At 47.9% G+C, this 25,396-nt stretch carries 17 protein-coding genes; 10 read left to right on the forward strand and 7 right to left on the reverse strand.

Annotation, left to right across the window (positions count from 1 at the left end):
- Positions 1-56: 56 nt before the first annotated feature.
- Positions 57-1,517, reverse strand: coding sequence for a Na+/H+ antiporter NhaC (nhaC, locus tag OGY10_RS19955; protein ID WP_191226883.1), 1,461 nt, complete (start codon positions 1,515-1,517; stop codon positions 57-59).
- Between the two features lie 193 nt (positions 1,518-1,710).
- Positions 1,711-2,649, reverse strand: a complete 939-nt coding sequence (melR, locus tag OGY10_RS19960; protein ID WP_003826064.1) for a transcriptional regulator MelR — start codon at positions 2,647-2,649, stop codon at positions 1,711-1,713.
- A gap of 309 nt (positions 2,650-2,958) precedes the next feature.
- Between melR and OGY10_RS19965 the strand changes: the two genes are divergently transcribed.
- Both OGY10_RS19965 and OGY10_RS19970 read left to right on the forward strand, forming a co-directional pair.
- Positions 2,959-3,459, forward strand: a complete 501-nt coding sequence (locus OGY10_RS19965; protein WP_048215725.1) for an anti-virulence regulator CigR family protein — start codon at positions 2,959-2,961, stop codon at positions 3,457-3,459.
- Between the two features lie 220 nt (positions 3,460-3,679).
- Positions 3,680-5,092 (forward strand): tetratricopeptide repeat protein, encoded by a 1,413-nt coding sequence (locus tag OGY10_RS19970; protein WP_153686744.1) that lies wholly within the window; start codon positions 3,680-3,682, stop codon positions 5,090-5,092.
- Positions 5,093-5,148: 56 nt separating this feature from the next.
- On the opposite strand, the gene OGY10_RS19975 is transcribed toward OGY10_RS19970, so the two are convergent.
- On the reverse strand, positions 5,149-6,897 hold the full coding sequence (locus OGY10_RS19975; RefSeq protein WP_032944660.1) for a sigma-54 interaction domain-containing protein: 1,749 nt from the start codon (positions 6,895-6,897) through the stop codon (positions 5,149-5,151).
- A gap of 381 nt (positions 6,898-7,278) precedes the next feature.
- Between OGY10_RS19975 and dpaL the strand changes: the two genes are divergently transcribed.
- From dpaL to OGY10_RS19995, 4 genes are all read left to right on the forward strand, one after another.
- Positions 7,279-8,493 (forward strand): diaminopropionate ammonia-lyase, encoded by a 1,215-nt coding sequence (dpaL, locus tag OGY10_RS19980; protein ID WP_020996285.1) that lies wholly within the window; start codon positions 7,279-7,281, stop codon positions 8,491-8,493.
- Between the two features lie 32 nt (positions 8,494-8,525).
- A complete protein-coding gene (locus tag OGY10_RS19985) occupies positions 8,526-9,710 on the forward strand; it encodes a YgeY family selenium metabolism-linked hydrolase (RefSeq protein ID WP_071445418.1) in 1,185 nt (394 codons plus the stop codon).
- A gap of 67 nt (positions 9,711-9,777) precedes the next feature.
- Positions 9,778-11,370 (forward strand): N-acyl-D-amino-acid deacylase family protein, encoded by a 1,593-nt coding sequence (locus tag OGY10_RS19990; RefSeq protein WP_008785573.1) that lies wholly within the window; start codon positions 9,778-9,780, stop codon positions 11,368-11,370.
- Positions 11,371-11,448: 78 nt separating this feature from the next.
- On the forward strand, positions 11,449-12,735 hold the full coding sequence (locus OGY10_RS19995; RefSeq protein ID WP_003826074.1) for an MFS transporter: 1,287 nt from the start codon (positions 11,449-11,451) through the stop codon (positions 12,733-12,735).
- 86 nt (positions 12,736-12,821) lie between these two features.
- Here the strand turns inward: OGY10_RS19995 and OGY10_RS20000 are convergent, their stop codons facing one another.
- Complete coding sequence (locus OGY10_RS20000; protein WP_141711938.1) at positions 12,822-13,994, reverse strand: hypothetical protein; 1,173 nt, start codon at positions 13,992-13,994, stop codon at positions 12,822-12,824.
- Positions 13,995-14,835: 841 nt separating this feature from the next.
- Here OGY10_RS20000 and evgA point away from each other — a divergent pair.
- The gene (gene evgA / locus OGY10_RS20005) at positions 14,836-15,450 is read left to right on the forward strand and encodes an acid-sensing system DNA-binding response regulator EvgA (protein WP_008785570.1); all 615 of its coding nucleotides are present in this window, start codon (positions 14,836-14,838) and stop codon (positions 15,448-15,450) included.
- A 4-nt stretch (positions 15,451-15,454) separates the two neighbouring features.
- Positions 15,455-18,697 carry an ATP-binding protein gene (locus OGY10_RS20010; protein ID WP_191226887.1) on the forward strand — a complete coding sequence of 1,081 codons (3,243 nt, stop codon included), beginning with the start codon at positions 15,455-15,457 and terminating at the stop codon, positions 18,695-18,697.
- Between the two features lie 74 nt (positions 18,698-18,771).
- On the opposite strand, the gene OGY10_RS20015 is transcribed toward OGY10_RS20010, so the two are convergent.
- Positions 18,772-19,404 (reverse strand): YfdX family protein, encoded by a 633-nt coding sequence (locus OGY10_RS20015; RefSeq protein ID WP_003826081.1) that lies wholly within the window; start codon positions 19,402-19,404, stop codon positions 18,772-18,774.
- Between the two features lie 281 nt (positions 19,405-19,685).
- Here OGY10_RS20015 and OGY10_RS20020 point away from each other — a divergent pair, with 281 nt between their 5' ends.
- Both OGY10_RS20020 and OGY10_RS20025 read left to right on the forward strand, forming a co-directional pair.
- The gene (locus OGY10_RS20020) at positions 19,686-20,282 is read left to right on the forward strand and encodes a DUF308 domain-containing protein (protein WP_003826082.1); all 597 of its coding nucleotides are present in this window, start codon (positions 19,686-19,688) and stop codon (positions 20,280-20,282) included.
- On the forward strand, positions 20,282-20,629 hold the full coding sequence (locus OGY10_RS20025) for an HdeA/HdeB family chaperone (RefSeq protein ID WP_502873682.1): 348 nt from the start codon (positions 20,282-20,284) through the stop codon (positions 20,627-20,629). Before OGY10_RS20020 ends, OGY10_RS20025 begins: the two co-directional genes overlap by 1 nt.
- Before the next feature lie 208 nt (positions 20,630-20,837).
- Here OGY10_RS20025 and OGY10_RS20030 read toward each other — a convergent pair whose 3' ends face one another.
- Entirely contained in the window at positions 20,838-23,954 is a 3,117-nt protein-coding gene (locus OGY10_RS20030; RefSeq protein WP_048236596.1) for an efflux RND transporter permease subunit, read from the reverse strand.
- A 28-nt stretch (positions 23,955-23,982) separates the two neighbouring features.
- Positions 23,983-25,137 carry an efflux RND transporter periplasmic adaptor subunit gene (locus tag OGY10_RS20035; protein WP_191226888.1) on the reverse strand — a complete coding sequence of 385 codons (1,155 nt, stop codon included), beginning with the start codon at positions 25,135-25,137 and terminating at the stop codon, positions 23,983-23,985.
- Positions 25,138-25,396 lie beyond the last annotated feature (259 nt).

Below are 25,396 nucleotides of genomic sequence, written 5' to 3' on the forward strand. Positions count from 1 at the left end.
CTAATGGAAATATTTAATTTACCCTGGTGATAGCTAATATTTAGCTATTTAGTCGTTTATGATTTTTGCTCAACCATATTCTCAGTGGCTTCATTGGGCTCATATTTAGCAATGCCAATACCGGTTGCCGCCCACAGTAGGGCAAAGATGACACCGCTGTAACAGAGGATTGCCCAGGGCAAGTAATCAAGCGTGGCAACGCCCAGCATAGTGGCGCAATAAACGCCTGAGGCAGACCAGGGGATAATCGGTTCGACAACGGTTCCGGCATCTTCAGTGGTTCGCGAGAGGTTTTTTGCCGCAAGCCCTCGTTTTTTGTACTCCTCTTTAAAGGCATCACCGCACAGCAGCAACGGTAAGGTCCCATTTGCCGTGCAGGCACAGATGGTAAATGTCGTCACAATCGTGGTAGCCACCAGGCGGAATGTGGATTTAACGCCTTTTGTCAGCGCGTTTATCACGGTGTGCAACGAGCCTGTTGCACTCATTGCCCCGGCAAAGCTGAAGGCGCTGAAAACGGTAACGAAGCTGCTAAACATTGAAATAGCGCCGCCTCGCTCCAGTAAGCGGGAAACATCGGAAGACAGTGCCGGCAGATTATCTCCGGTAAGCATTGCGAGCTTAAAGCCACTGACCACGGATTCGCCGACAGAGGATGCCGTAAATTGCTGAAAGACTAACGCCAAAATCATTGAGACTATCGTAGATAAAAAGAGCATCGGAATGGGCGGTCTTTTTGACAGTGAGCCATATAAAACGATGATCGGCGGGAGTAGCAGCAGAATATTAAAGTGATAAATCTGACCAATAGAATTCATCAAGTTGGTAATGTTTTCTGGCGCGCTGGACGAGGCATCAATGCCCACGCCCATATAGCTGTAAACGACGCAGCAGATAATAAAACCCGGGCCGGTAGTCCACAGCAGGTGGCCGATATGCGAGTACAGGTTTACCCCGGCAGCCAGTGCAGCCATGTTGGTTGAATCAGAAACCGGTGAGAGCTTATCACCAAACCAGCAGCCTGAAACAATAGCACCAGCGGCAATGGGCAGCGAGACATTCAGACCAATCGCTACACCAATCATGGCAATACCAACGGTCCCGATAGAACCCCAGGAGGTACCGGTGCATACTGAGATCAGTGCTCCCAGCATAAATGCCGAAATATAGAAATACTGCGGGTTAATCCACTTCAAACCATAATAAATCATCATTGGAATAGTGCCTGACACCATCCATGCGCCAATTAAGAAACCGATACTGGCGACAATTAATATGACCGGCAGCGCTTCAGATATTTTATTGCAAATAGATTGTAGAATGTCATCCCACGTGTAGCCGTGAGCGATGGCGATAAACGAGGCGGTTGCCGTTCCCATCAGGATCATGGGTTCAGCACGAATATTGAAGATAAAATATCCGATGCTAATCCCGCCCAGCATGACTACCATGGGTAAAACTGACCAAAAGAAAGACAATGGCTTTCTGTTATTGGCGGTGCAGTTATTTAATTCCATAATTCCATCCCAATCGTTAATGGTTGAACACGTCAAATAAATACCTGCTACAGGTCACTCATGTCTGAGCAACATAGTTGCCAGAGCTCATGGCTGAACCCTATTTTATTAACTGCTGCAGATTATCTTTTTTGACCTGCTATTCTGGTGCTTATATTTTAGTAGTAAGGTAAGAGAACGTTTGGTGAATAAATTACCCCTCGGCATAAGGTGAATGATGTCGGCGTTGTTGACTCAATTTGCGATACTGCTGTGGTGGCATGCCGACGTATTTATGGAACGAGCTGTAAAATCGACTACTGGAGCGAAAACCTGCAATTGTAGCGATATCCAGAATTGTTTTATCCGTATCGCTGAGTAAAGCCCGCACATGGTTGATGCGCATCGCGGTAATATACTGTTTCATCGTCAGTTGCATCACCCGGTGAAAAATACCCATCGCATAATTGGGATTGAGCTTAACGTGTTCGGCAATAGCATCAACCGTAAGCTGTTTGTCGCAGTTGGCGGCAATAAACTCCAGCATCTGGCTGACGTAAAACTGTGAATGCCGTGAAATACTGTTTTTCTGGGTGCGCGACGTTTTGTTACCCAGTACTGGCCGCCAGCCAGCGAGGCTAAAGCGCTTGAGCATTAGCGCGATTTCATCAATGGCTAACTGGCGAATTTGTTCGTTATCGCTATTGAGTTCATTCTGCCAACGCTGTACTTCAAACGCGCTCAGCTGCTGTGAAGCCAACGAAGTAATCACCATCCCGTGGGTCACGTGATTAATCAGCTCCCTGTCCAGCGGCCAGGATAAAAACAGATGCATCGGTAAGTTGAAGATGGCCATCTGTTTACAGTGCCCGGCATCCGTGAGTTGATGGGGAGTACAGGCCCAGAACAAGGTGATAAAACCCTGTTTGCTCTTCACCACTTCGTCATTAAAGAGATACTCCACATCACCATCAAATGGCACGTTCACCTCAACCTGGCCATGCCAGTGGCTGTAGGTCATGGCCAGCGGCGCCCGCAGTTCGACATCCATACGCTGATACTCGGAATAGAGCGCCAGCGGACTTCGCGACTTTTTCTCATAGCTGCGACACATATGGGGGTCGAGCGGCAGCTGCGGGGTACTTTTTGCCATTATGGTTGGGTTCCTGGATAGTGATTCCGGCCATGGGGTAACGCCAAAGCATGAACATAGCTTAACCGAAAAAAAACGTCGTTTTCTCTCCATTTTCGCGAAGTTATTCCCAAAAACTCAGATCCTGTGCCTGTCGCTTGCCGATCTGAGATAGCGGGAATGGCTAGCTGTAATCTCAAAAACGCTCAATCTGGGGAGCCCATGGCAAAGCAACATCGTTTATTTGCCCATAAATCGGAGTTGAAGCGATAGTCAGTATTCAGCGAATACCGTACATTTTTATTTGTATCCACAGCTTAAGGAATCATCATGTCCAGGCTTCGAACTTTAGCCGCGGCGGTAGTTGCCGTTGCTGCGATGACGATGTGTGCCACTCCTGTGTTGGCTAACCCCGGCAATGGCAACGGAAATGGTAATAGTGGCAATCATGGTAATAGCGGGAACAAGGGGAATAGTGGTCATAGCCAGAAAGGACACGCGGACCAAAAAAATAACGCACAATCTGAACAGCGTAAAAATTATGGTAAGCCGGACCATGTCGATAGTGACATCAGTTATAACGTGGCCAGGCAGTATGCCGTCAGATACGGTCTAACGGGCTATAAGTCACTGCCTCCAGGTATTGCCAAAAATCTGGCGCGAGGAAAACCGCTTCCTCCGGGGATCGCCAGGAAGAGCGTTCCGCCATCAATGTTGAATCAACTTCCGTATTACCCGGGCTATGAATGGCAGGTTATTGGCGATAATCTGGTGCTGATTGCACTGAGCACGGCGATTGTCACTGCTGTTATTAATGGTGTGTTTGATTAAGGTTCAACGCCATGTCCAGACGAAAGGCCATGTTATTAACATGGCCTTTTTGTTGTGCATTATTCACTAAGGATCACCTGCATAATCAAAGAATTATATTTTGCACATTTCCCAGTTAATATCTGATAGTTCCGACACGGATCACAATCGCAGTTAAATGAGTTGGCTTGCCGTTGGAGCATCTCCATTATGTGCCTTTTCTTAACAAGGATTACGTTTTATGAACATTCGGCCTCTCCTCGCCTTCACTTTTATCGGAATATTGTGGGGTGCGGGATCTTCACAGGGACAAGCAAAAGAGTGGAATAAAGAACCTGTGGCTGTTTTACAGCAGGGTGCTGAGGCGGGGGATGCGCAGGCGCAGTTTGTGCTTGCAACCGTGTACTTAAAAGGGAAAGAGGTAGAGCAGAATTTCAGTAAAGGCAGCGAGTGGCTGACCAAATCGGCTGAGCAGGGTAATGCGAGTGCTCAGCATCTGCTTGCACTGATGTACTACGAGGGCAAAGGCGGCCTGAAAGATGACAAGAAAGCGGCCGAATGGTTTAGCAAAGCGGCGGCCCAGGGAAATGTCGATGCCCAATACTATCTCGGTGTGCTGTATTTCGAAGGTAAGGGCGTGCAGCAGAATGACAAGAAAGCTGTTGAATGGCTGACCCGTGCGGCTGAGCAGGGCAATCTCGATGCGCGTTATCTGCTCGCCTTAGTCTACTTTGATGGTGAGGGCGCGCGCTGGTATGACGGTAAGGTCATTGAGTGGTTTGACAACGAAGTCGGAAAAGGCAATAAGCAGGCCGTCGAGTGGTTAAGCATTGCTGCCGAGCGCGGAAACTATCATGCCATTGAGTGGCTCCATCGTGCGGTTGAGAAGGGCAATCCTGACGCAAAGCGTTTCCTTGAAAGTAAGGCGTCGCTATTAGAGGGCTACAACACCGTTAAGTCATTGAGTAAAGCGGCTGAACGAGGGGATGCCAAAGCGCAGGGATTACTGGGCAGAAAGTACTTTGAAGGTGATGGTGTCGGTCTGGATACTGACAAAGCTTTCGCGCTGTTTAAACAGTCCGCCAGCAAAGGGGACGCGCTGGGCCAGAGCATGCTCGGCGCGATGTATTACCTTGGCGAGGGGGTTGGTGTGGCTCAGGACCACAAAAAAGCGTTTGAGCTGTTTAATCAGGCAGCTCTTCAAGGGGATATGCTGGCCCAGGGCATGCTTGGCATGATGTACGCAAAAGGAGAGGGAACGGCCCAGGACAATAAAAAAGCGGTGGAGTGGCTGGAGAAAGCCGCGGCCCAGGGAGATGCAGGCTCGCAGAAAGATCTTGGCTTGATGTATTTAGAAGGTAATGGCGTTGCCCAGGATGATAAAAAAGCCGCTGAGTGGTTTGAACAGGCCGCAAGAAAAGGAAATGCGGAAGCTCAGGGGATGCTGGGAACCATGTACCTTGAAGGCAAAGGGGTAACTCAGGATTATGCTCAGGCGTATATCTGGAGTGCGGTGGCCTTTGCTAATGGGAATTCTGATGCACAAAATGGACTGGATATCGCGCAGAAGAACCTGAATCCGACAGCTCTGAAAGAAGCTGACGATAAGGCCAGACGCTATTTCGAGCAGCATCGAAATCAATCGGCCCTGTAACGCGCTCGGTTGCACAGTATGGTTTTACGTGAGCCTCTTCGTTAAGAGGGGGAGGCTCACAAACCGTACAGTTTTATTTTTCTATAGAGCGTGGCAATGCTGATCCCCAGTTCTGTCGCGGCTTGTTTTTTCCCCTCAACGCTTGAGCCGAATCGCTGGATGACGTTTTCGATAGCTTCCCTTTCCGCCTGTTTTCCTTTGCTGGCAAGCTGACGGGGTTGCGCGGTCATCGTCGTTTTTCTACCGTCAGCGGCGGTGAGCAGGTAAGGGGGAAGATGGCTGGCGTTGATCCCGGCGGCTTCTCCGCGCATCACAAAAATGTATTCGATCACGTTGCGTAATTCACGAATGTTGCCCGGCCAGTGCCAGGCATAAAGTCGGTTAATAACGTCATCAGGCAGTTTTTGCGGTGGTCGCTGGTAACTGACCGAGAACTCATCGGCAAAATACTGTGCGAGGACCGCGATATCAGCCCGGCGTTCACGCAGGGAAGGAAGTACCAGAGGGACTACGTTCAGGCGATAGAAAAGATCTTCGCGAAACTGATTATTCTCCACCATCGCATTAATGTTTTTGTTGGTCGCGGCAATAATGCGCACATCAATATTGATGGTGTTATTAGAGCCAACGCGGGTGATCGCCTTTTCCTGCAAGACCCTGAGCAGCTTGGCCTGCAGGTGCAACGGCATATCGCCAATCTCATCCAGAAACAGGCTGCCGCCGTTGGCCAGTTCAAATTTTCCCATTCGTCCTTTGGGATCGGCCCCGCTGAATGCGCCACGAACATAACCAAACAGTTCGCTTTCCAGCAGTTGTTCGGGGATAGCCGCGCAATTGATTGTCACGAAAGGCGCGGCTTTACGTGGACTGCTTTGGTGAATGGCAAAAGCCACGACCTCCTTCCCCGAACCACTTTCCCCGGTGATGAGCACGCTGGCGTAACTGTTGGCGATTTTACCGATGGTGCTTCTGAGTTGCTCCATTGAGGGAGAGTGACCAATCAGTCGCACCTGCATGTCGGACTCATAAGGGGATGGAGTAAGGTTACTCAGGTAGTCGTGTGCATCACGAAAGATAACCATGGTTAAGCGATCGTTATCCTGCGAGGAGAGCGAAATTTGTTTGCACAGTATATGATGTTTCTGACCTTCAAGCGTCAGCCACGCTTCTTCATCGCCATACAGGCTATCTCCGGTTGTTTCAATGGTCAGTGGTAATCCCTGAACCTCACGGTTGAGGATGCGATCGGCTGAATGATTGGCATGCCAGATAAGCCCCTTGCCATCAATTGCCACCACGCCGCGGTCCATAGCATCGATCAGACGCCGAAATGCGCCAAGCGTTTCCTGCGCGCGTAAACGCTCCAGGCATTCAAAGACCTTACTGGAGATCATTACGGCGATTTGCTCAATAAAGGTGACAAATTTATCAATCTGGCTCAGTAACGTGTCACGCTGTGCCTGGGTTGAGCAAATAATCCCGATCACGCCAATCACGCGATTATTGAGAAAAATTGGTGCGTTCAAATCCAGCATTTCAGAACAGTAGTGGTGTTTTTCACATAACTGGCACAGCGGATGCTCGCCGGGATTTTTGATCAGTACCGTTTCTCGCACCTGCAAAACGTGACGATAGATGTAGCCATTTTTGGCCACGTTCTCATTGAGCATATGCCGATATTTCCCGGTACCCGCGATGCGCATTAAAGATTCATCAATGATTTCAACGTCCGTGCCTGTTATGCCAGAAATAGCGTCGGCATAATTGCATATATCATCCTGAATATTGCTGAGTACTGAAATCATGGTACTTCTCCGGCAGTGTGTCGCATTTCTCAAGGAAAATGATAAATAGGCGAAGCAATGCAAAAATGATTTGCGAAAAATCAATCTATCACGCTGTTTTTGGATGTTTTTCTTATTTTATCTTCAGCGATCACACTATTTATCAATAATGAGAATTTATCAAAATGAGGCGATAAACTGACGCAGTGATATTTTTTGGTGTCAATTTTTATTTCTATTTAATTTATTGAAATTAAATCCTTTATTAAAATATTCATAAGAATTTACTCGGTTAATAAAAAGCTGGTAAGCATTTTGCTCTATTGCCAATACCGATAACGGAAATATCTCTGTATTGCACCGATCACAGGGAATGAAATACCAGGACAATGAGGTTTTATGATGCAGGAAAACTTATCATTTTTTATTAACCAGACACCGTTTACCGAACATCCGAACGCGCCGTTGGCACCGTTTAGCCGCCAGGAACTGGTAAAAGCGTTGAATTTTCATCGGTCTATTCCGGGCTACGCGCCGACGCCGCTGTATACGCTACCGGCGCTTTCACAAAAACTGGGCGTTAAAAATATCTACCTCAAAGATGAATCTCAGCGTTTTGGCCTGAAAGCCTTTAAAGCGCTGGGTGGCTCCTATGCGATGGCGTGCCATATCGCTGAATTAGTTGGTAAGGATATCAGCGAACTGCCTTTTGACGTGATGACCAGCGAAGAGGTACGCCACGATCTGCAAACCGTCACGTTTGCCACCACTACTGATGGCAACCACGGTCGCGGCGTGGCATGGATGGCGCGCCAACTGAAGCAAAACGCCGTGGTGTATATGCCGAAGGGCTCTTCGCAGCAACGTCTGACCTCTATCCGTAACGAAGGCGCTACCGCTGAGATCGTCGATATGAACTATGACGATGCGGTTCGTATGACCGCAGAACAGGCCGAAAAGTATGGCTGGATTGTGGTGCAGGATACCGCGTGGGAAGGATACGAAAAGATCCCGCAGTGGATTATGCAGGGCTACGGCACGCTAATGCTGGAGGCGATAGATCAGCTGCATCAGGTTGCGCCGACGCACATTTTTGTGCAGGCAGGCGTCGGCTCGTTTGCCGGAATGGTTCAGGGAATGGTGACGGCAGCCTGGGGGGAGAATCGCCCGAAAGTGATCGTCGCCGAAGCGTTAATTGCCGATTGCCTCTACCGCTCAGCCCGTTCGAAAGAGGGAGATGCCATTGCGGTGGGCGGTGATTTACAAACCGTGATGGCCGGTCTCGCCTGCGGTGAGGCGAACAGTATCGGCTGGAAACTGCTGCGCGATTATGCCAACGCATTTGCCTCCTGTCCTGATGAAGTTGCAGCGTTGGGCATGCGCATGTTGGGCAACCCGCTGGCAGGCGATCCACAGATTATTTCGGGTGAGTCAGGTGCGGTTACTACCGGTCTGCTGGCGCTGCTGATGACCTCGCCTGAACTGGCGCAAACGCGTGAGCAACTGGGGTTGGATGCGCACTCTCGTGTGCTGTTAGTCAGCACCGAAGGGGATACCGACCCGCAACAATATCTGGATATTGTCTGGGGCGGTCAGTACCCGGGCATCAACAAATAATTCCCTGATTGAGAGATATAACGGAGAAACCCATGTTATCTGCAAACCGCATTGAAGAAGTCATTAAAAACTGTCAGGCGCTGATCCAACAAAAAAGTTATTCCGGTCAGGAAGGGGAAGTGGTTAATGCCATAAAAACAATGATGCAGCATTACCAATTCGATGACATCCACGTTGATAAGTACGGCAACATTGTTGGCGGCATTGTCGGCAACCAGCCGGGGAAAACGCTGGTTCTCGATGGACATATCGATACCGTGCCGGTGAATGAAGAGAAGTGGTCCCGCAACCCATACGGCGGCGATATTGAAGATGGCAAAATTTATGGTCGCGGCACAACAGACATGAAAGGCGCCGTGGCGGCGATGATCTCCGCCGTGGGCTTTTTCGGTCAGGACAATCAGCGAAATTTTGCCGGGAAAATCTACGTTGCGTGCATCGTGCATGAAGAGTGTTTTGAAGGTATTGCTGCCCGCCTGGTCAGCGAGCGCTATAAGCCAGACTACGTGATCATTGGTGAAGCTTCCGAGTTAAACCTGAAAATTGGTCAGCGTGGCCGCGCTGAGATTGTGGTCGAAACCTTTGGTAAGCCCGCGCACTCCGCTAACCCACAGGCGGGGATTAACGCGGTGTACAAAATGGCGCAATTGATCGACAAAATTCGCACGATCACGCCGCCGACGCATCCGGTTCTGGGGCCTGGCATTCTGGAACTGACCGACATTAAATCTTCGCCGTACCCGGGAGCCTCGGTGGTACCGGATTACTGTCGCGCAACCTACGATCGCCGTTTGCTGGTGGGTGAAACCAAAGAAAGCGTGATTGCTCCGCTGGAAAATGCGCTTGCCGAACTTATTGCTCAGGATCCGCAGTTTAAGGCCCGAGTGTCCTACGCGGTGGGTCAGGAGTCTTGCTATACCGGCGCCACGATTGAGGGAGAGCGTTTCTTCCCTGGCTGGGTGTACGACGAGTCAGACGAATTCGTGCAGGCAGCGTTGGCGGGCGTTCGCGAGGCTGGCTTTAATCCAACCATTACGCAGTACTCATTTTGTACCAACGGTAGCCACTATGCGGGCGAAGCGGGAATCAAAACCATCGGCTTCGGTCCTTCACGAGAAAACCTGGCACACACCATTGATGAGTATATCGAGATCGATCAGTTAACCGGCTCGGCCAGCGGCTATTACAGCATCATCCAGACACTCTATCGCCAATAAAAATAAAGATAACCACCTCTTACCTTACAGGCGGTGTCGCTCAGCAGCACCGCCATGGAGAATAACGATGAAAACCATTTTCAAAAACGGAAATGTAATCGATGGGACAGGCAGTGAAGGCAGAATTGCCGATGTGATGGTTGATGAAGGACGTATTGTCGAAATCGGTCAAATTGAAGTTGGCATCAATGAACAGGTAATTGATGCAACAGGAAAAATTATTTGCCCTGGCTTTATTGATACCCATACGCACTCTGACCTGTCGGCCATTATTAACCCCGCGCTGTCAGCAAAAATTCGTCAGGGTATCACCACCGAACTGTTGGGCCAGGACGGCGTCGCCTTAGCACCGCTACCTGAAGAATATATTCCAGCCTGGCGTAAAAATATCGCCGGACTGGACGGTGACACCGACAAAATTGACTGGAAGTATAAAAATACAGACGGTTATCTCAATCTGCTGGCATCACGTCATCCGGCGACAAACCTCGCGTATTTAGTTCCTCATGGCAACGTGCGCATGGAAGCGATGGGTCTGGATGGGCGTCCTTCGACCCGTGAAGACGTGGCGAAGATGTGTGAAGTCCTTGAGCGGGAGCTAAAGGCTGGGGCATTTGGACTTTCCACAGGACTTATCTATATGCCTTGCGCCTTTGGTGATACTGCCGAAATGATTGAACTGTGTAAGGTCACGGCGAAATATGACGGGATCTTTGTGGTGCATCAGCGCAGTGAAGCTGACGATATTATCAACTCAACCCAGGAACTGATTGATATCGCCAAAGCCACCGGCGTCTGGCTACATATTTCGCATATGAAGGTTTGCGGCAAGAAAAACTGGGGGCTGATCGACCAGATGCTGGGCATGCTGGAACAGGCGCAGGAAGAGGGAATTCGTATCTCTTTCGACCAGTATCCGTATGTGGCGGGCAGTACGATGCTTGGCGTGATCCTGCCGCCCTGGGTTCACTCCGGTGGTACGGACAAATTACTTGAGCGTCTCGCCTCTCCAGAACTGCGCGCCAAAATGATTGATGATATTCAGCAGGGTATTCCTGGCTGGGATAACTTTATCGATTTTGCCGGCTTGGACCAGATTTTTGTCACCAGCGTGAAAACGGCAAAAAATCAGGATGCTGTCGGTTTGAACCTCGTCCAGTTGGGCGAGCTGCGCGGAAAAGATCCGTACAACGCCACCTTCGATCTGCTCTTTGAAGAGGAAAACGCCGTGGGGATGGTCGACTTCTACGGTACCGAAGAGCACGTGATTAAGTTTCTCTGTCGACCTGAGCAAAACGTCTGTACCGACGGCTTAATGGGGGCTGGCAAACCGCACCCGCGCGTGTTTGGCGCATTCCCTCGCGTACTCGGTAAATATGTCCGTGAAGAGGGATGTCTGAGCTGGGAAGCGGCAATCCGCAAGATGACGGGGAAACCTGCTGAAGTATTGGGTTTGCAGGATCGCGGACTGCTGAAGGTGGGTTATGCAGCGGATATTGTGATGTTCGATCCGAACACAATTACGGATAAAGGCACTTTTGTGGAACCCAATCAGTACCCGGAAGGGATTGAAATTGTCATGGTTAATGGGCGCATTGCCTTAATCAATGGCACGGAAAGTTATGCCTGTAGCGGTACGGTTATTAGAAAACAATATTAATAAATAACGCTAAACACGCATGGATCTATCGTGACTATTTATGGTCGCGGTAGATCACTACACCCTAAGGACATCACAATGAACCTACAAACGTCTTTACCTTCAGGTAAACCCAAGACCTGGAAAGCAAGATATACCGTCCTGACCCTGATCTGGCTGGCGTGGCTGCTCTCTTTTCTCGACAGAATGGTGATGAGCGTTTCGCTCCCTTATATTGGCAAAGATTTAAATCTTGATACGACTCAACAAGGTTTAATTATTAGCGCCTTTTTTATTGGTTATGCTGCGTTTCAAATTCCCGGTGGATTACTGGCGGATAAATTTGGCTCGCGCAAAATCATGGCCATTGGTATTGCATGGTGGTCTGTGTTCACCAGCTTAACCGGCGCTGTGCTGACGCTGCCGCTGATGTTAGCAGTACGATTCTTCTTTGGTATCGGTGAGGGATGTTTCCCGTCGGCCTCATGGAAGATGATATCAACCTATTTCCCGTCGAAAGAGCGTGGTCGCGCCACGGCGATTCAGTCAACGGTTAACACCTTAGGCCCAGCGCTGGCGGTAGTTGTGGCGGCAAGCATCATCGGGGCATTTGGTTGGCACATGGTTTTTATCGTGTTGGGTATTCCCGGTCTGTTTATCGCGGCAGGTATCTACTTATTTACGCGTGACAACCCGAAAGATCACCCTGCCATTACGCAGCAAGACCTGGCGGAGCTGGCTGCTGACGATCAGGGGAGCCTGCAAAACACCAGCGCTATCGCGTTTAAAGACGTACTCAAAATGCCAGTGCTCTGGCAAATGGCCAGTATCTGGTTTTTGTTTGATATCACCTTTTGGGGTTTTTCAACCTGGCTACCAAGCTACCTGATTACCGTACGAGAGTTTTCTCTGGCAAAGACCGGTGTCATGGCGGCCATTCCCTTCCTGTTCGGGGCAGGCGGAACATTATTAGGCGGTTATTGCTCAGACAAATTCAAACCCCAGCGTAAAACGCTGTATGTCGTAACCTCTGTTATTGCCGCGGGATTCCTGTATCTGACTTTCAGCGTGAGCAGTGCAGATATGGCGGTGGTTTATCAGTGTGTCTCAGCCCTGTTCATGTTCTTTGCCATGGCGACGTTCTGGGGCATTCTGATGGATACGATCCCGAGCAACATCATGGGGCGGGCATCCGGTATTGTTAACTTTGGCGGCCAGATGGCGGGGGTTGTATCAGCGCCTATCATCGGCTGGCTTATCCAAAGTAGTGGCGGAAGCTATAACAGCGCCTTTATCTTTATGATTGCTGCACTGTTGTGCTCAGCTGTCGTTACACTGACAGTCAAAAGCTCGCACGCAGTGGGAGCGTTGCCCAGTAAAGCCTGATTAATGTCTCTCTTGTGGCTCTGCTGTTCCAGAGCCACATTAAGGATGACGGAAATAAGTGATTAAGAGCCTATCCCATTAGGCTCTTAGTGGAAACTCAGGAATCGGTTTGATAGAAATGCAGAGGATCTTTTAATCGTTTTCTCTAAGGAAAACAGTATAGGATTTTGTAAACTACAAAAATGAGATGTTTTGTTATCTCTTTTATCTATAACAGGAAAGGGGTAAAAAACCTTATTTTTAGGGAAGCATTCTGTATAAATGCTCATATGGTTTAATACTTCGCTGTTCAATGGTTTGGCCTTGTTACATATCTCGTTGGCGAATGCGCTGCATTTGCTGCAATTACAACGACATGCAGAATATTCAGTCGAGGTGAGGGAATCATTATTGCCAATATTAAATCCTAGCTTTCCTCGCCGGATATAAGCATCCATTATTCCACTGGCTTCATATTTTAGCAGTAATCCCTCCCGTTCACTCCGCGTTAAAGATGGCGATAATATATAACTCAGCAACAAGGTGGTTCTTTCATTTATGGATGGATATAGATTTAACTTGTTGATCTGTTTCGTCTTAATGATGAAATAGGACGCGATGACAAAGCCAAGGCATCGAGCGGTACTCATCTGCAGATCCCAGTTGTCTTTTTGTACGGTATATTCGAAAGTTACAGGCATGAGTGAATGTTCGTACGCTAGAAAGTCGGCAATAAACTCCATGGTCCTGATATACGGAAGTTGGTTGCCATTCATCTTGATGTATTGATGCTGGCAACACATCAAATGAACCAATTCATGAAAGAAAACAAAGTTCATAAAAGAGCGGGCGGTGTTAAGAGATACCTCTACTGAATGTATGTCAACGCGATTGGCTATAATGCATAGCGCTGTATCGGCTAAGGCTGTGTGTTTAAATATGGAGGCAAGATCGAGACTGATGTTTAAGTTGTATGTTCCTGCAACAATAATTACCCATGAATAGAATCTGTGATTAATTGCAATATATGCAATATCTTCGTGGATAACTATCTGGATTAATGGTTCATTTTCGTTCACAAAACCCCATACGGTTTTGTTCACTGGGATGAGTGAGTCTTTACCCAGCCAGGCTTCGATCATCAAATCCAGCTCAGTAAATGAATACCATGTAATATCGGTATCAATATTTTCAGGTGAACACCAGGATTGATAAGGCCATGCGTCAGGCATTGTGTCAGGGAATACAACATTGTTTAATGATTCTCGTATTTGATTCATTTTGCTATACGCCATCAATCAATTGCTTTGCTTACTACCAGAAGAGAAGCGTAACTTGCTGTTCTGGTAACCTATTTTTCTCCTTAGAATGTGAAAGTGGTGCTTTTAACGTTGGCCGGTTTTTCTTCCCGCCAGGTTGTGCCAGTGTACGATCCTTCTGGATTTACAGTTTCTCCAAAATTCAGGTTAGTAAAATTGTTATCACCCGAAAGTATGAAAAATGCTCTATCTTATTTTTTTAGCAGCGCATCGATGTAACCTGGAAATTTGAAAATGCGCTGTTTCTGCTTTATTTAAGCATAAAGACAAGTGTAGGATAATTTCATATAGAAATAAAATTAACAAAAAACTGTCGTAGGCAACGTATTGAAAAATAATATTTGTTTGTAATGTAAAGTTGCTGGCATAGAAATGTGCATGGGAATGTTCAACGTAAGCGGCTATTTGATAGCGGCTTTCCACCATGCCACCCTAACGGAATGATCGTCAGATGAGGGGTATATTTTGTATTTTTACGGTTCTAATGCTTACTACCCTATTGATATTAATAGCTTTGTTAAGAATGAACCCTAATAAATGAAAGACCTGTCCTACATGTGTAGGAATTTTCCTTTACGTTGTGTTAATGATTTGATATTTACAAAGGTTTAAAGTTTAATTTTTGTAAATCGAAATGTTATTTTTATGATTTATTCATTCGGATTATGAAAAAATAATAAAATATACGCGTGGCTATGCTAGAATTTTCCTCTTAAAGTCTTGCGTTTATAAAACATAATATTGAAGACTCATCTGCTCTATAGCCATCGCCTCTCTTTATTTATCGGGATTCTTATACGCAATGAACGCGATAATCGTTGACGATCACCCATTGGCTCGCATTGCCATCCGCAACTTACTCGATACCAATGGTATCGCTGTGACCACCGAACTCGACAGTGGAGATCAAGTGGTTCAAACCGTTGAAAAAACCAAACCGGAGCTGTTGATTATCGATGTGGATATTCCGGGTATCAGTGGCATCGAAGTGCTGGAGCAGCTGAGAAAGCGGCACTATGCTGGTGTAATCATTATCATTTCAGCTAAAAATGAATTTTTTTACGGCAAACGTAGCGCCGAATACGGTGCTAACGGATTTGTGAGCAAAAAAGAAGGTATGAATAATATTCTTGCCGCAATCGAAGCAGCAAAAAATGGCTATAGCTATTTTCCCTTTTCCCTTGAGCACTTTACTGGTTCATCCGTCAGCGAGCAGGATAAGCTTGATACGTTGTCGAACCAGGAAATGAGAGTATTGCGTTATATCCTTAATGGCATGGATTACAGCACAATTGCCAGCAAAATGAATATCAGTAATAAAACGGTAAGTACCTATAAAAGCCGGTTGATGGAGAAATTAGATTGTTCATCATTAATGGAAATTTATGATTATGCGCAGAGAAATAAAATAGGATAGAGTAATGCTGGAACGCTTTTTTATTTTTTTGATGGTCATCTTTACCATCGGGTTGTCAACGGGTGTAAGCTCAGCTCGGCAAGTTGAGCTAAAAAGTAACTATAATACCTCAGTGCAAAATATCGGCTTGAACAGGGAAGAAACAAACTGGTTAGCGCATAAAAAAACCTTGGTTGTTGGCACCTGGTTACCGGAAGTCTCCCCCATTGTTTATCAAAATAGCGGTGAATATTATCGGGGCGTCAACGCGGATTACCTTGCGTTAATGCAAAAGAACCTCAATCTAAAAATCATTATAAAGCAGTATGATAATGAGCAAGAGGCGCTGGCCGCGCTCGCCAATAACGATGTTGATACGCTGATAACCCAACTGTCCCGACGGCAGGATGTTGGCGGAAATCTGTTGCGCACTTCGGCATTGCTGACCACGTGGCCGACGCTTGTAACATCGCTAAAAAACACTCTGCTGCCGCTGACCTCGAACCATCAGGTTAGCGTCGCGTGTGTGCGAGATTGCCCTTTTCTCGATGTTATCCAGGGGGCTTTTCCTGAGGCTAAAGTCTCATTTTATGACGATGAGTATCAGGCTATGGCGTCGGTAGTGAATGGCGATAACCAATATTATATTGGTAACAATATCACCAGCAGTCATTGTATCTCTCGATACTTCTCACAATCACTGGTTATTACGCACTACTTTGATAAGCAAGAACAATATAATTATTTTGTCGTTAACGAAGATCAGCCTGTATTAAGAAATATTCTTGATGGTTTCATTACGTCAATCAGTAATGAAATTCATATGCAAGTCATGCAGAACTGGCTGAACCGCGGCAACCTTGCCTATCTGAATGCGCCTATTCCTTTCACCGATCAGGAAAAAGCGTGGTTGAAGAAAAAGCATGTTATCCGCATTTTAATCAACCCAGATTACTCGCCCTATACGCTGGTCGATCGCAGTGGTGAGTTACGCGGTATTATTGGTGATTTGCTGAATATTATTCATCTGCAAACGGGGCTCGATTTTGAACCCATTTTAGCTAGCTCCAAAAGTGAGCAGACAAAGCAAATAAGCGGCGAACAGTGGGATATGTACCCCACTATCACGCTAACTCATCAAAACCCGAGCAATTCGGCCTTTAGCGATCCGCTGATGAATGTGGCATTTGTGATGATCACTTCCCGTGAGGAAACCGCCGAATCGCTACTGGAGAAGCCGATACGCATTGCTTTGCCTGCCGGGCATGTGCTGGAAAGCGAGCTGAAGCAACGCTATCCGCAGGCCACCTGGGTGAATGCGGATACTGGCAGTGTTGCGATGGCCATGGTCAAGGAGGGCAGCGTTGATGCGGCAATCGCTACCGAATTGTCGGCAAGATTTATGGTCGATCATTACTACCAGAAAAATATGCACTTTTTTAGGCTTCCAGATATGCCTGGTGCGTCGGTAAGTTTTGCAATCTCTCCCCGCGAGCCGATGTTGAAGTCTGTTATGGATAAAGCGCTACAGGCCATACCGCCACGTGAAATTTTGCAGATGACGGAGAGGTGGTCGAAAATTTCCAATACGCAGGTCGATTTCTGGAGTCGATATAGCAAACAGTTCTATCAACTGGGGATATTCGCGCTGCTGCTGATAGCAATTAGCCTGATCTGGGGGATCTCACTCTCCCGTGAGGTAAATAAAAGGAAACAATCGCAGCGGCTACTGGAAGAGCAGCTTCATCTCAAAGAAGCATTATCTCAAGAACTGGAACACGAAAAGAATAAAGCGATTGAAGCAACCAAGGCCAAAAGTCGCTTTCTGGCGAGTATGAGCCATGAATTACGTACTCCGGTAAGTTCGATTGTTGGCTTTGTGGAATTACTGTCGAGTTCAGAACTCAGCCCGGCACAGCGAAAAGAGGCGATTGCCCTTACCGGGGCGACGGCCCAGTCATTGCTTGGGCTGATCGGTAAGATTCTGGATGTGGATAAGATTGAGTCTGGTAAATACCAGGTTGTTCCTCAATGGACGGATCTCTCGCAACTCATTGAATTGCAGTGCCACTCTTTCGATGCCTTAGCCAGACAGAAAGGCATTACGCTTGCCTGTGTTAGTCAGTTGCCGGCGAACGAGCGGGTATTTGTCGATCAGCAGGCTTTGCGGCAAATTCTCACCAACCTGGTGGGTAATGCGTTGAAGTTTACCGAGCAGGGCAGCATTCATGTGACGGCCCGTTTGATGCCTGAGGGGGAGAATCACGGTACCCTGACTATTGCCATTAGCGACACCGGTTGCGGTATTAGTGAAGAGGAGCAGGCGGGGCTGTTTCAGCGTTACGCTCAGGGACGCTGCGGGCGCCAACAAACCGGTTCTGGTCTGGGGTTATTTATCTGCAAAGAACTGGTGACGTTGATGGGCGGGACGCTGGAGTTGATGAGCGTCCCGTTGCAAGGAACCACGTTTACCATAACGCTGCCGGTTGAAACAGCTCGACAGTCGATTGTATCGGATGGCGATGCGCCCGGTACTCTGTTACCGCTTCCGTGCTTGTCTATTTTGATAGCTGACGATAATCCAACCAATCGCCTGCTGCTCAAGCGACAGTTGAATGCCATTGGCTACAGCGTGGATGAAGCGTGTGATGGGGAGGAAGCAGAAGCCAAACTGGCGAAGAAATCGTACGATCTGCTGATAACTGATGTAAATATGCCGAAAAAAGACGGGTTTGATCTCGCGGCTTCGCTACGTCGTCAACAGCCGAATTTACAAATATGGGGACTGACGGCCAGCGCACTTCCACAGTCACGCGATCGATGCCTGCAAAATGGTATGAACTTGTGCCTGTTCAAGCCTGTGTCGATTCAGACACTGACCCATGAATTGAGTAAAATCGAAACCGGTTATGCGTCTCCTTGTACAATCCGGCATTTGAAATTCAATGTGTTGACGGAAAATACCGGCGGCGATCGCGCACTGATGAACGAGATTCTCGAGACATTTCGCGAGGCAACGCTGAATGATATACAAGCGGCTGAGAAAGCCGTTCTGCAAGATGAACCTCAGCTGTTTTTGCGAGCCCTTCACCGGTTGCATGGCTCGGCGCAAATTCTGGGTATCACTGCGCTACAGAACCTGTGCGAACCTTTCGAATCCAGACGACATGACGATCTTTCTCTGTCAGAACGCGAGGAGGCATTGCAGAAGATTATTGCTGTTATGCGGGAAATTGAGATTGAGATAGACAGTCTGATTAGCCATTAATCCCCCTGATCGGGTAGCTGTAGCTGCCCGATCAGGAGAGAAAGTCCTGGTTCAACACTCCGTAGTGCTGAGTACTACTGGCCTGCGCCGATCATCTCGCTATCGACCACAATGCCATCTTCAGCACCTTTTAACACAAGGTTTGCTTCATAGTATTTACCGGAAGTCAGCAGTTTTTGCGCGCTGGCAACGGCTTTACGAGTCTGATTCAGAGGCATCAGGTATTGGGTCTGAAGCACGCTGATACCAGCCAGTTGCAGAGTATCCACTGCACCTTTCCAGTCGCCTTTGGCCATTTTGCCATTCGCTGTTTTGATAGCGGATTCTTTGGCCGGAGTCGCAATATAGTCTTCTGACAGCGCGACCGTAGCGTTAATAACCACGTACTGATCGTCAATCATCTTGGCTTTAGGCGCAGCTTTTACAAATTTCGCCCAATCTTTGCTGTCGCCTGCCAGCAGGGAAGCCGCGTCATCGGTTAATTTTTTAGCGCTGTCAGGCTGTCCATGAAACAGGGCCAGACGAGCAAGCTGAATATCACGCATCGCATTTGCGCCTTGCACTGCGACCTGCATAACATCGGCAGCTTCTTTTTGTACATTTGCGGTAGCAGCTTGCGCCGGAGTGGTTGTGGTAGCAGTAGCAGCCATCACTGGTGCTGAACCCATCATGGTTGCAAGCACACCCGCAAGAATAATCTTTTTCATTACTTTCTCCTGAATAAATTTGGTATATGTCACCAAACGCAATAAGCATATTAAATAATGTTAAAGAGAGAAATCAGAGCCAAGATAGAATAATGACCGTTTAATCCTACAAGTGTCAGATGTCTGACATGTGTAGGAATATACGCATAGCGACATTCTCTTGTTCTTATATACGCTTCCTTAGTGGAAGTCTTATCATTCCACTGTAAGTAACATATGTTGAGTGAGTAATAATTCTTGTGTCAACAGGTTACATTGCGTTTATGTATAACGGAGGATGTATGTTTGTTTTTAATCAGCGTAGCCTGAGAGCGTTTAATGAAAAAACACTCGTTCATTATAAAAAGCACGCGACGATTATGGCGGTGTTGATGTTGATTTGTGGCATCTGCTGCTTGATTTATCCGATTGCTGCAGGTGTTTATTTAAGCTATGCAACCGGTTTTATGTTCCTGGTATGTGGTTTCTATTCTATTTATAGCCTGTTTAGTTCAGGTAAAAAGCAATTGAAAGCCAAATTTACCTATGCCTTTTTTGCTATCGCGTGGTTACTGCTGGGTTACTGTTTCCTCGTGAATCCTGTGATAGGCATGAATTCACTGGCAATGGTATTTTGCTGCCTGTTTATTCTGGGGGGGATTTTTCGTATCGCCTCTGGGGTCAAACTGTTCCGTAGTCCGGGTTATGGATGGAACATTTTTATTGGTATTTTTGACCTGCTTATTGCTGGCGTATGGCTGAATATGGATCCCGACAGATCGTATGTATTTACCTCAATTTTTATTGGTGTCGAGATGATCTTTAGTTCTTTAGCTTTTATCAGTCTGCGTAGAAATGCGACGCTGGTTAAAACTGATAAGCTCGCCGATAAAAATTAATGCTAACTCTGGAGCGCATAGTGAATATTAGGATGATGGTTTCTGCAGCTATTCTTGTGACCTCTGTTATGGCACCAATGACCCGTGCTTTTGCTACTCAGGCAACGGAAGCTGCGCCACAAGATATGACCTGTAAAGAATTTGTTGATATGAGTCAGCAATACAAGACGGCAATTGCCTTTGTGATTGTTAATAAAAATTCTGACTTTAAAGGCGATGATTATGTTCCCCTGCATGAGGTGGAAACGGAAGCTGTACCGAAAATGGTTAAAATGTGCCATCAGCATCCGAATACAAAACTGGGTGAACTGGCTGTAAATCTGAAAGGTTCCGGTCTGCACTATTGATTAACCGTTTTGATAGCCTGGCTTTAGTTAGAATTGACAACCTCTGTTCCTACCCTCAGTCGTTCCTTATAAAAAATCCGCGTAATGCTTACCCTGCTATCCACGAGAAACTCGCTGGATAGCCGTGCTCGCTAATAACCGTAGACCTGACAAACGAAGCCCCATCCCTGGAAATTTAATAATCTAAACCCAGGGATAGGGCAGGGGATCAGCGTCGAGCTTTAAATCGCGCTAACGTATTTTCAACGAGGACAAAGAACACTGGAACAAAATAGATTGCCAGTACCGTCGCGGCCAGCATCCCACCGATAACCCCCGTACCGACGGCATTTTGCGCACCAGAGCCTGCGCCGTTGCTTATTGCCAGTGGAATAACCCCCAGGATGAAGGCCAGTGAGGTCATCAGAATTGGACGTAAGCGCATTTGCGCGGCTTCCACTGCGGCTTCAAGCGGCGTTTTCCCTTCTTTCTGCATAATCTCGACGGCAAACTCGACGATCAGAATGGCGTTTTTAGCCGACAGCCCCATGGTGGTGAGCAGGCCGACCTGGAAATAAACATCATTGCTCAGGCCGCGCAGATCGGTAGCCAGCAAAGCGCCGACCACCCCGATTGGCACAACCAGCATCACCGAGAACGGGATCGACCAGCTTTCATACAGTGCCGCCAGCGCCAGAAACACGACGATCAGCGAAATGCCGTACAGCATTGGTGCCTGGTTTGTGGATAGCGCCTCCTGATAAGACAGACCGGTCCAGGCATAGCCGACGCCTGCGGGCAGTTTATTAATCAGCGATGCCATAAATTTCATCGCATCACCGCTGCTTTTCCCTTCAACCGGCTGGCCCAGAATTTCCATTGCTGGTTGGCCGTTGTAGCGTTCAAGGCGAGGAGAACCGTAGGTCCACTCGGTGGATGAGTAGGCGGAGAGCGGCGTCATGGAACCGGAGGCGTTACGTACGTACCAGTGGTTGATATTGTCCGGCAACATACGGAACGGCGTATCGGCCTGGACATACACTTTTTTTACGCGCCCCTGGTTCAGGAAATCATTGACATAGCGACTACCAAACGCGGTGGAGATGGTCTGATTAATATCCGATAACGCAACGCCCATAGCTTCAGCCTTTTTGGCGTTGACGTGAATGCGGAACATCGGTGTATCTTCCAGACCGTTCGGACGCACCCCGTCGACCTCACCGGATGACTGGTTGGCCAAAGCCAGAAGCTGGTTCCGCGCCTGCATCATTTTTTCATGCCCAAGATTACCGTTATCCAGCAGCTCCATATCAAACCCTGATGCAGTGCCCAATTCTGCGACCGCCGGTAAATTGAACGGATAAACGACGGCATTATTGATGGTGCTTAAGGCCATCATGGCCCGTCGAATAATGGCGGTAACCGAGTTTTCTTCGCCAACGCGTTCTGACCAGGGCTTCAGGCTGATAAACGCCAGACCGTTGTTTTGTCCCTGGCCGCTGAAACCAAATCCGCCGACGGTGAAAACAGAAGCAACGTTTTTCTGCTCTTTCGTCAGGTAGTAGTCGGTTATTTCCCCGAGCACTTTACTGGTGTTCACCATCGTTGAACCCGAAGGCAATTGTGCCGTGGTCATGAATACCCCCTGATCTTCTTCAGGCAGAAACGAGGTCGGAGTGCGTAAAAACAGCACAATCATGCCCGCGCCAATGACTAAATAGACGACCATATAACGGCCTGTGCGACGTAGCAGTCTACGGGTGCTGTCCGTGTAGTGCTGAGTGCATTTCTCCATGAAGTGATTGAAACGGGTAAACAGAAAATGTGTGTTTTCCTTTTCTCCTTCATGGGATTTCAACAACATAGCGCAAAGTGCAGGCGTCAGGCTCATTGCCACAAATACCGACAGCAGCATGGAGGAGATTAAGGTGATGGAAAACTGACGGAAAATTTCACCCGTTGCCCCGCTCATAAACGCCATCGGCATAAATACGGCGGATAACACGACGGCAATACCAACCAGCGCCCTCTGGAGCTGGCCCATTGCTTTATGCGTTGCCGCTTTTGGAGACAAGTGCTCTTCAGCAATAATACGTTCTACGTTCTCAACCACCACGATGGCATCATCGACCAACAGCCCTATCGCCAGCACCATGCCAAACATCGTGAGCGTGTTAATCGAAAAACCGGCGACGTCGAGTATTGCAAAGGTTCCGAGGATAACCACCGGAACGGCGATAGTGGGGATAAGCGTCGCACGGAAACTCTGCAAAAACAGATACATGACGAGGAATACCAGAATGATTGCCTCGATCAAAGTATGAAAAACACCCTGAATCGAAATCTCGATAAACGGCGTGGTGTCATAGGGATAAACGGTTTTCATACTGGCCGGAAACCAGGCCGATAATCTGTTCAGCTCTTGTTTGACCGCCTGGGACGTTGCCAGGGCATTGGCACCAGCGGCAAGTTTAATCGCAATCCCGGCGGCGGGTTTGCCGTTGTAACGTGCAACCGTTGCATAATTTTCCGCACCCAACTCAATGCGTGCGACATCGCGCAGCAGAACCTGAGAACCATCTTGCTGAACTTTAAGGAAAATCTTGCCAAATTCATCGGTCGTTTGCAGACGCGTCTGAACGATTATCGACGCATTTAACTGCTGATCGGCTGACTGAGGCATGCCCCCCAACTGCCCGCCAGATATCTGATTATTCTGCACTTTGAGCTGGGTAATGACGTCCTCGGGAGTGAGGTTATACTTGTCGAGCTTTTGTGGATCCAACCAGATGCGCATGGCGTATTGCGAACCGAATAACTGTACGCTCCCCACCCCGGCAGTGCGGCTTAGCGGATCTTTAATGTTCGAGGCTACATAGTCGGCAATATCATATTGGCTCAGGCTGTTATTATCAGAGATAAAACCGGCAACCATTAAGATATTGCTACTGGATTTATCAACGCTGATCCCTTGCTGTTGTACTTCCTGTGGCAAGGAAGGCATCGCCAGCTGCAGTTTATTCTGTACCTGAACCTGCGCAATATCGGGTGACGTACCCGTTTTGAAGGTCAGGATAATCGAGGCATTACCTGCCGCATCGCTGGTGGATGACATATACATCAGGCCATCAAGACCATTCATATTCTGTTCAATCACCTGGGTGACGGAGTCTTCAACGGTCTTTGCGTCAGCCCCTGGGTAGGCAGCGCTGATGGTAATGGTTGGGGGCGCAATTTGTGGATATTGGGCGACAGGCAGGTTCATTATCGCGATACCGCCCGTAAACATCATGATAATAGCGAGCACCCAGGCGAAAACCGGGCGCTCAATAAAAAAGTTGGCCATGAAGAAAGTGTCCTTAATGCCTGAAATATTACTGTTCAGCTACCGTGTCAGGTGTGTTCAGTTTTGAAGGGAGGACCCGGGCTTTGATTCCCGGACGAATTCTTTGTAATCCGGACACAATGACCCGATCGCCAGGATGTAATCCCGCGGTCACTAACCATTGATTACCAACGGCCTTCACTGCGTTTATTTCACGCAGTTGCACTACGTTTTCCTGGTCAAGGATCAGCGCGGTGGCTTTTCCTTGCTCGTTATGCGTAATTCCTTGCTGGGGGACCATCAACACGTTTTGTTGACTGCCTTCGTCCAGCAACGCCGTGACATACATACCGGGTAAAATTTCACCTTCAGGATTGGGAAATACGGCGCGCAGGGTTACCGAACCGGTGGTCTCATCAACAGCGGGATCGGAAAACTCAAGCGTACCGGTATGGCGATAGGGCTTGCCGTTTTCCAGCATCAGTTCAACCGGAATTTTGCCTTGTTGCTGGGCGATTTGTCCGTTGGCTTTCTCTTCTTTCAGGCGTAAGAAGTCCTGTACTGACTGGGTTAAATCAACATAAATCGGATCTAATCTCTGAACGGTGACCAGCGCGTTTTCCTGATTGGCAGTAACCAGGGCACCCACGGTCACGGAAGATTTGCCGCTAATGCCATCAATGGGCGAGGTAACATTGGCGTATCGAAGATTGATGGTGGCTTGTTCAAGATCCGCTTTAGCGACGGCAACATTGGCTTGCGCTTCATTAAGCTGTGAACGCGTCGTGTCATAGTCCTGGCGGCTGATGTAATTAGATTTTATTAACGCTGACTGCCGATTGAGTGTCAGACGAACATTATTGGCGGTAGCCTGTGCCTTTGCCAACGCGCCTTTGGCTGAGTCCAGTCGTGCCTGCAGCGGGGCAGGATCAATTTGATACAGTGATTCTCCTTTGCTGACTTTATCGCCTTCAACAAAGTTGCGTTTTATGATGATCCCACCAACCTGAGGACGGATTTCGGCGATTTCGAACGCAAGCGCGCGACCCGGAAGTTCACTTTTAATATTTACTGAGGAGGGCGCTAAGGTAACAACGCCGACCTCGGGCTCCATGGCGGTTTTTACTGCAGGTTTATTATCGCAGGCGGTGATGATGACGCTACTAAAGAATAATGGTATCAACAGTAAGCATTTTCTGTTCATAGTAATCCCTGAATAATGTATAAACACAAATGTTCTTTTATTGCATGCAGGGTGGGGGAGTTGTCGGTAAATAACAAAAGATGGTCAGGCATGAGAAGGGTAAAGCCCATTTCTTCGCTAAAGAATTAGCGGTTAAAAATTATATGTAACAGGAAGAATGCATGTTAAGCGAAGGATCTCATGAAGCAGGATGGCGCAATAAGATAAACGCGGGGTGATGAGAAGGGGTGTTTGCCAACACCTGACTCCGGAATATAGT

The sequence above is a fragment of the Citrobacter sp. Cpo148 genome, assembly GCF_030332375.1.
GTDB classification, from domain to species: Bacteria; Pseudomonadota; Gammaproteobacteria; order Enterobacterales; family Enterobacteriaceae; genus Citrobacter; species Citrobacter portucalensis.

Coding starts and splice junctions, on each gene's coding strand:
- nhaC (WP_191226883.1), bottom strand. CDS start 1,517: ATGGAATTAAATAACTGCACCGCCAATAACAGAAAGCCATTGTCTTTC.
- melR (WP_003826064.1), bottom strand. CDS start 2,649: ATGGCAAAAAGTACCCCGCAGCTGCCGCTCGACCCCCATATGTGTCGC.
- OGY10_RS19965 (WP_048215725.1), top strand. CDS start 2,959: ATGTCCAGGCTTCGAACTTTAGCCGCGGCGGTAGTTGCCGTTGCTGCG.
- OGY10_RS19970 (WP_153686744.1), top strand. CDS start 3,680: ATGAACATTCGGCCTCTCCTCGCCTTCACTTTTATCGGAATATTGTGG.
- OGY10_RS19975 (WP_032944660.1), bottom strand. CDS start 6,897: ATGATTTCAGTACTCAGCAATATTCAGGATGATATATGCAATTATGCC.
- dpaL (WP_020996285.1), top strand. CDS start 7,279: ATGCAGGAAAACTTATCATTTTTTATTAACCAGACACCGTTTACCGAA.
- OGY10_RS19985 (WP_071445418.1), top strand. CDS start 8,526: ATGTTATCTGCAAACCGCATTGAAGAAGTCATTAAAAACTGTCAGGCG.
- OGY10_RS19990 (WP_008785573.1), top strand. CDS start 9,778: ATGAAAACCATTTTCAAAAACGGAAATGTAATCGATGGGACAGGCAGT.
- OGY10_RS19995 (WP_003826074.1), top strand. CDS start 11,449: ATGAACCTACAAACGTCTTTACCTTCAGGTAAACCCAAGACCTGGAAA.
- OGY10_RS20000 (WP_141711938.1), bottom strand. CDS start 13,994: ATGAATCAAATACGAGAATCATTAAACAATGTTGTATTCCCTGACACA.
- evgA (WP_008785570.1), top strand. CDS start 14,836: ATGAACGCGATAATCGTTGACGATCACCCATTGGCTCGCATTGCCATC.
- OGY10_RS20010 (WP_191226887.1), top strand. CDS start 15,455: ATGCTGGAACGCTTTTTTATTTTTTTGATGGTCATCTTTACCATCGGG.
- OGY10_RS20015 (WP_003826081.1), bottom strand. CDS start 19,404: ATGAAAAAGATTATTCTTGCGGGTGTGCTTGCAACCATGATGGGTTCA.
- OGY10_RS20020 (WP_003826082.1), top strand. CDS start 19,686: ATGTTTGTTTTTAATCAGCGTAGCCTGAGAGCGTTTAATGAAAAAACA.
- OGY10_RS20025 (WP_502873682.1), top strand. CDS start 20,282: ATGCTAACTCTGGAGCGCATAGTGAATATTAGGATGATGGTTTCTGCA.
- OGY10_RS20030 (WP_048236596.1), bottom strand. CDS start 23,954: ATGGCCAACTTTTTTATTGAGCGCCCGGTTTTCGCCTGGGTGCTCGCT.
- OGY10_RS20035 (WP_191226888.1), bottom strand. CDS start 25,137: ATGAACAGAAAATGCTTACTGTTGATACCATTATTCTTTAGTAGCGTC.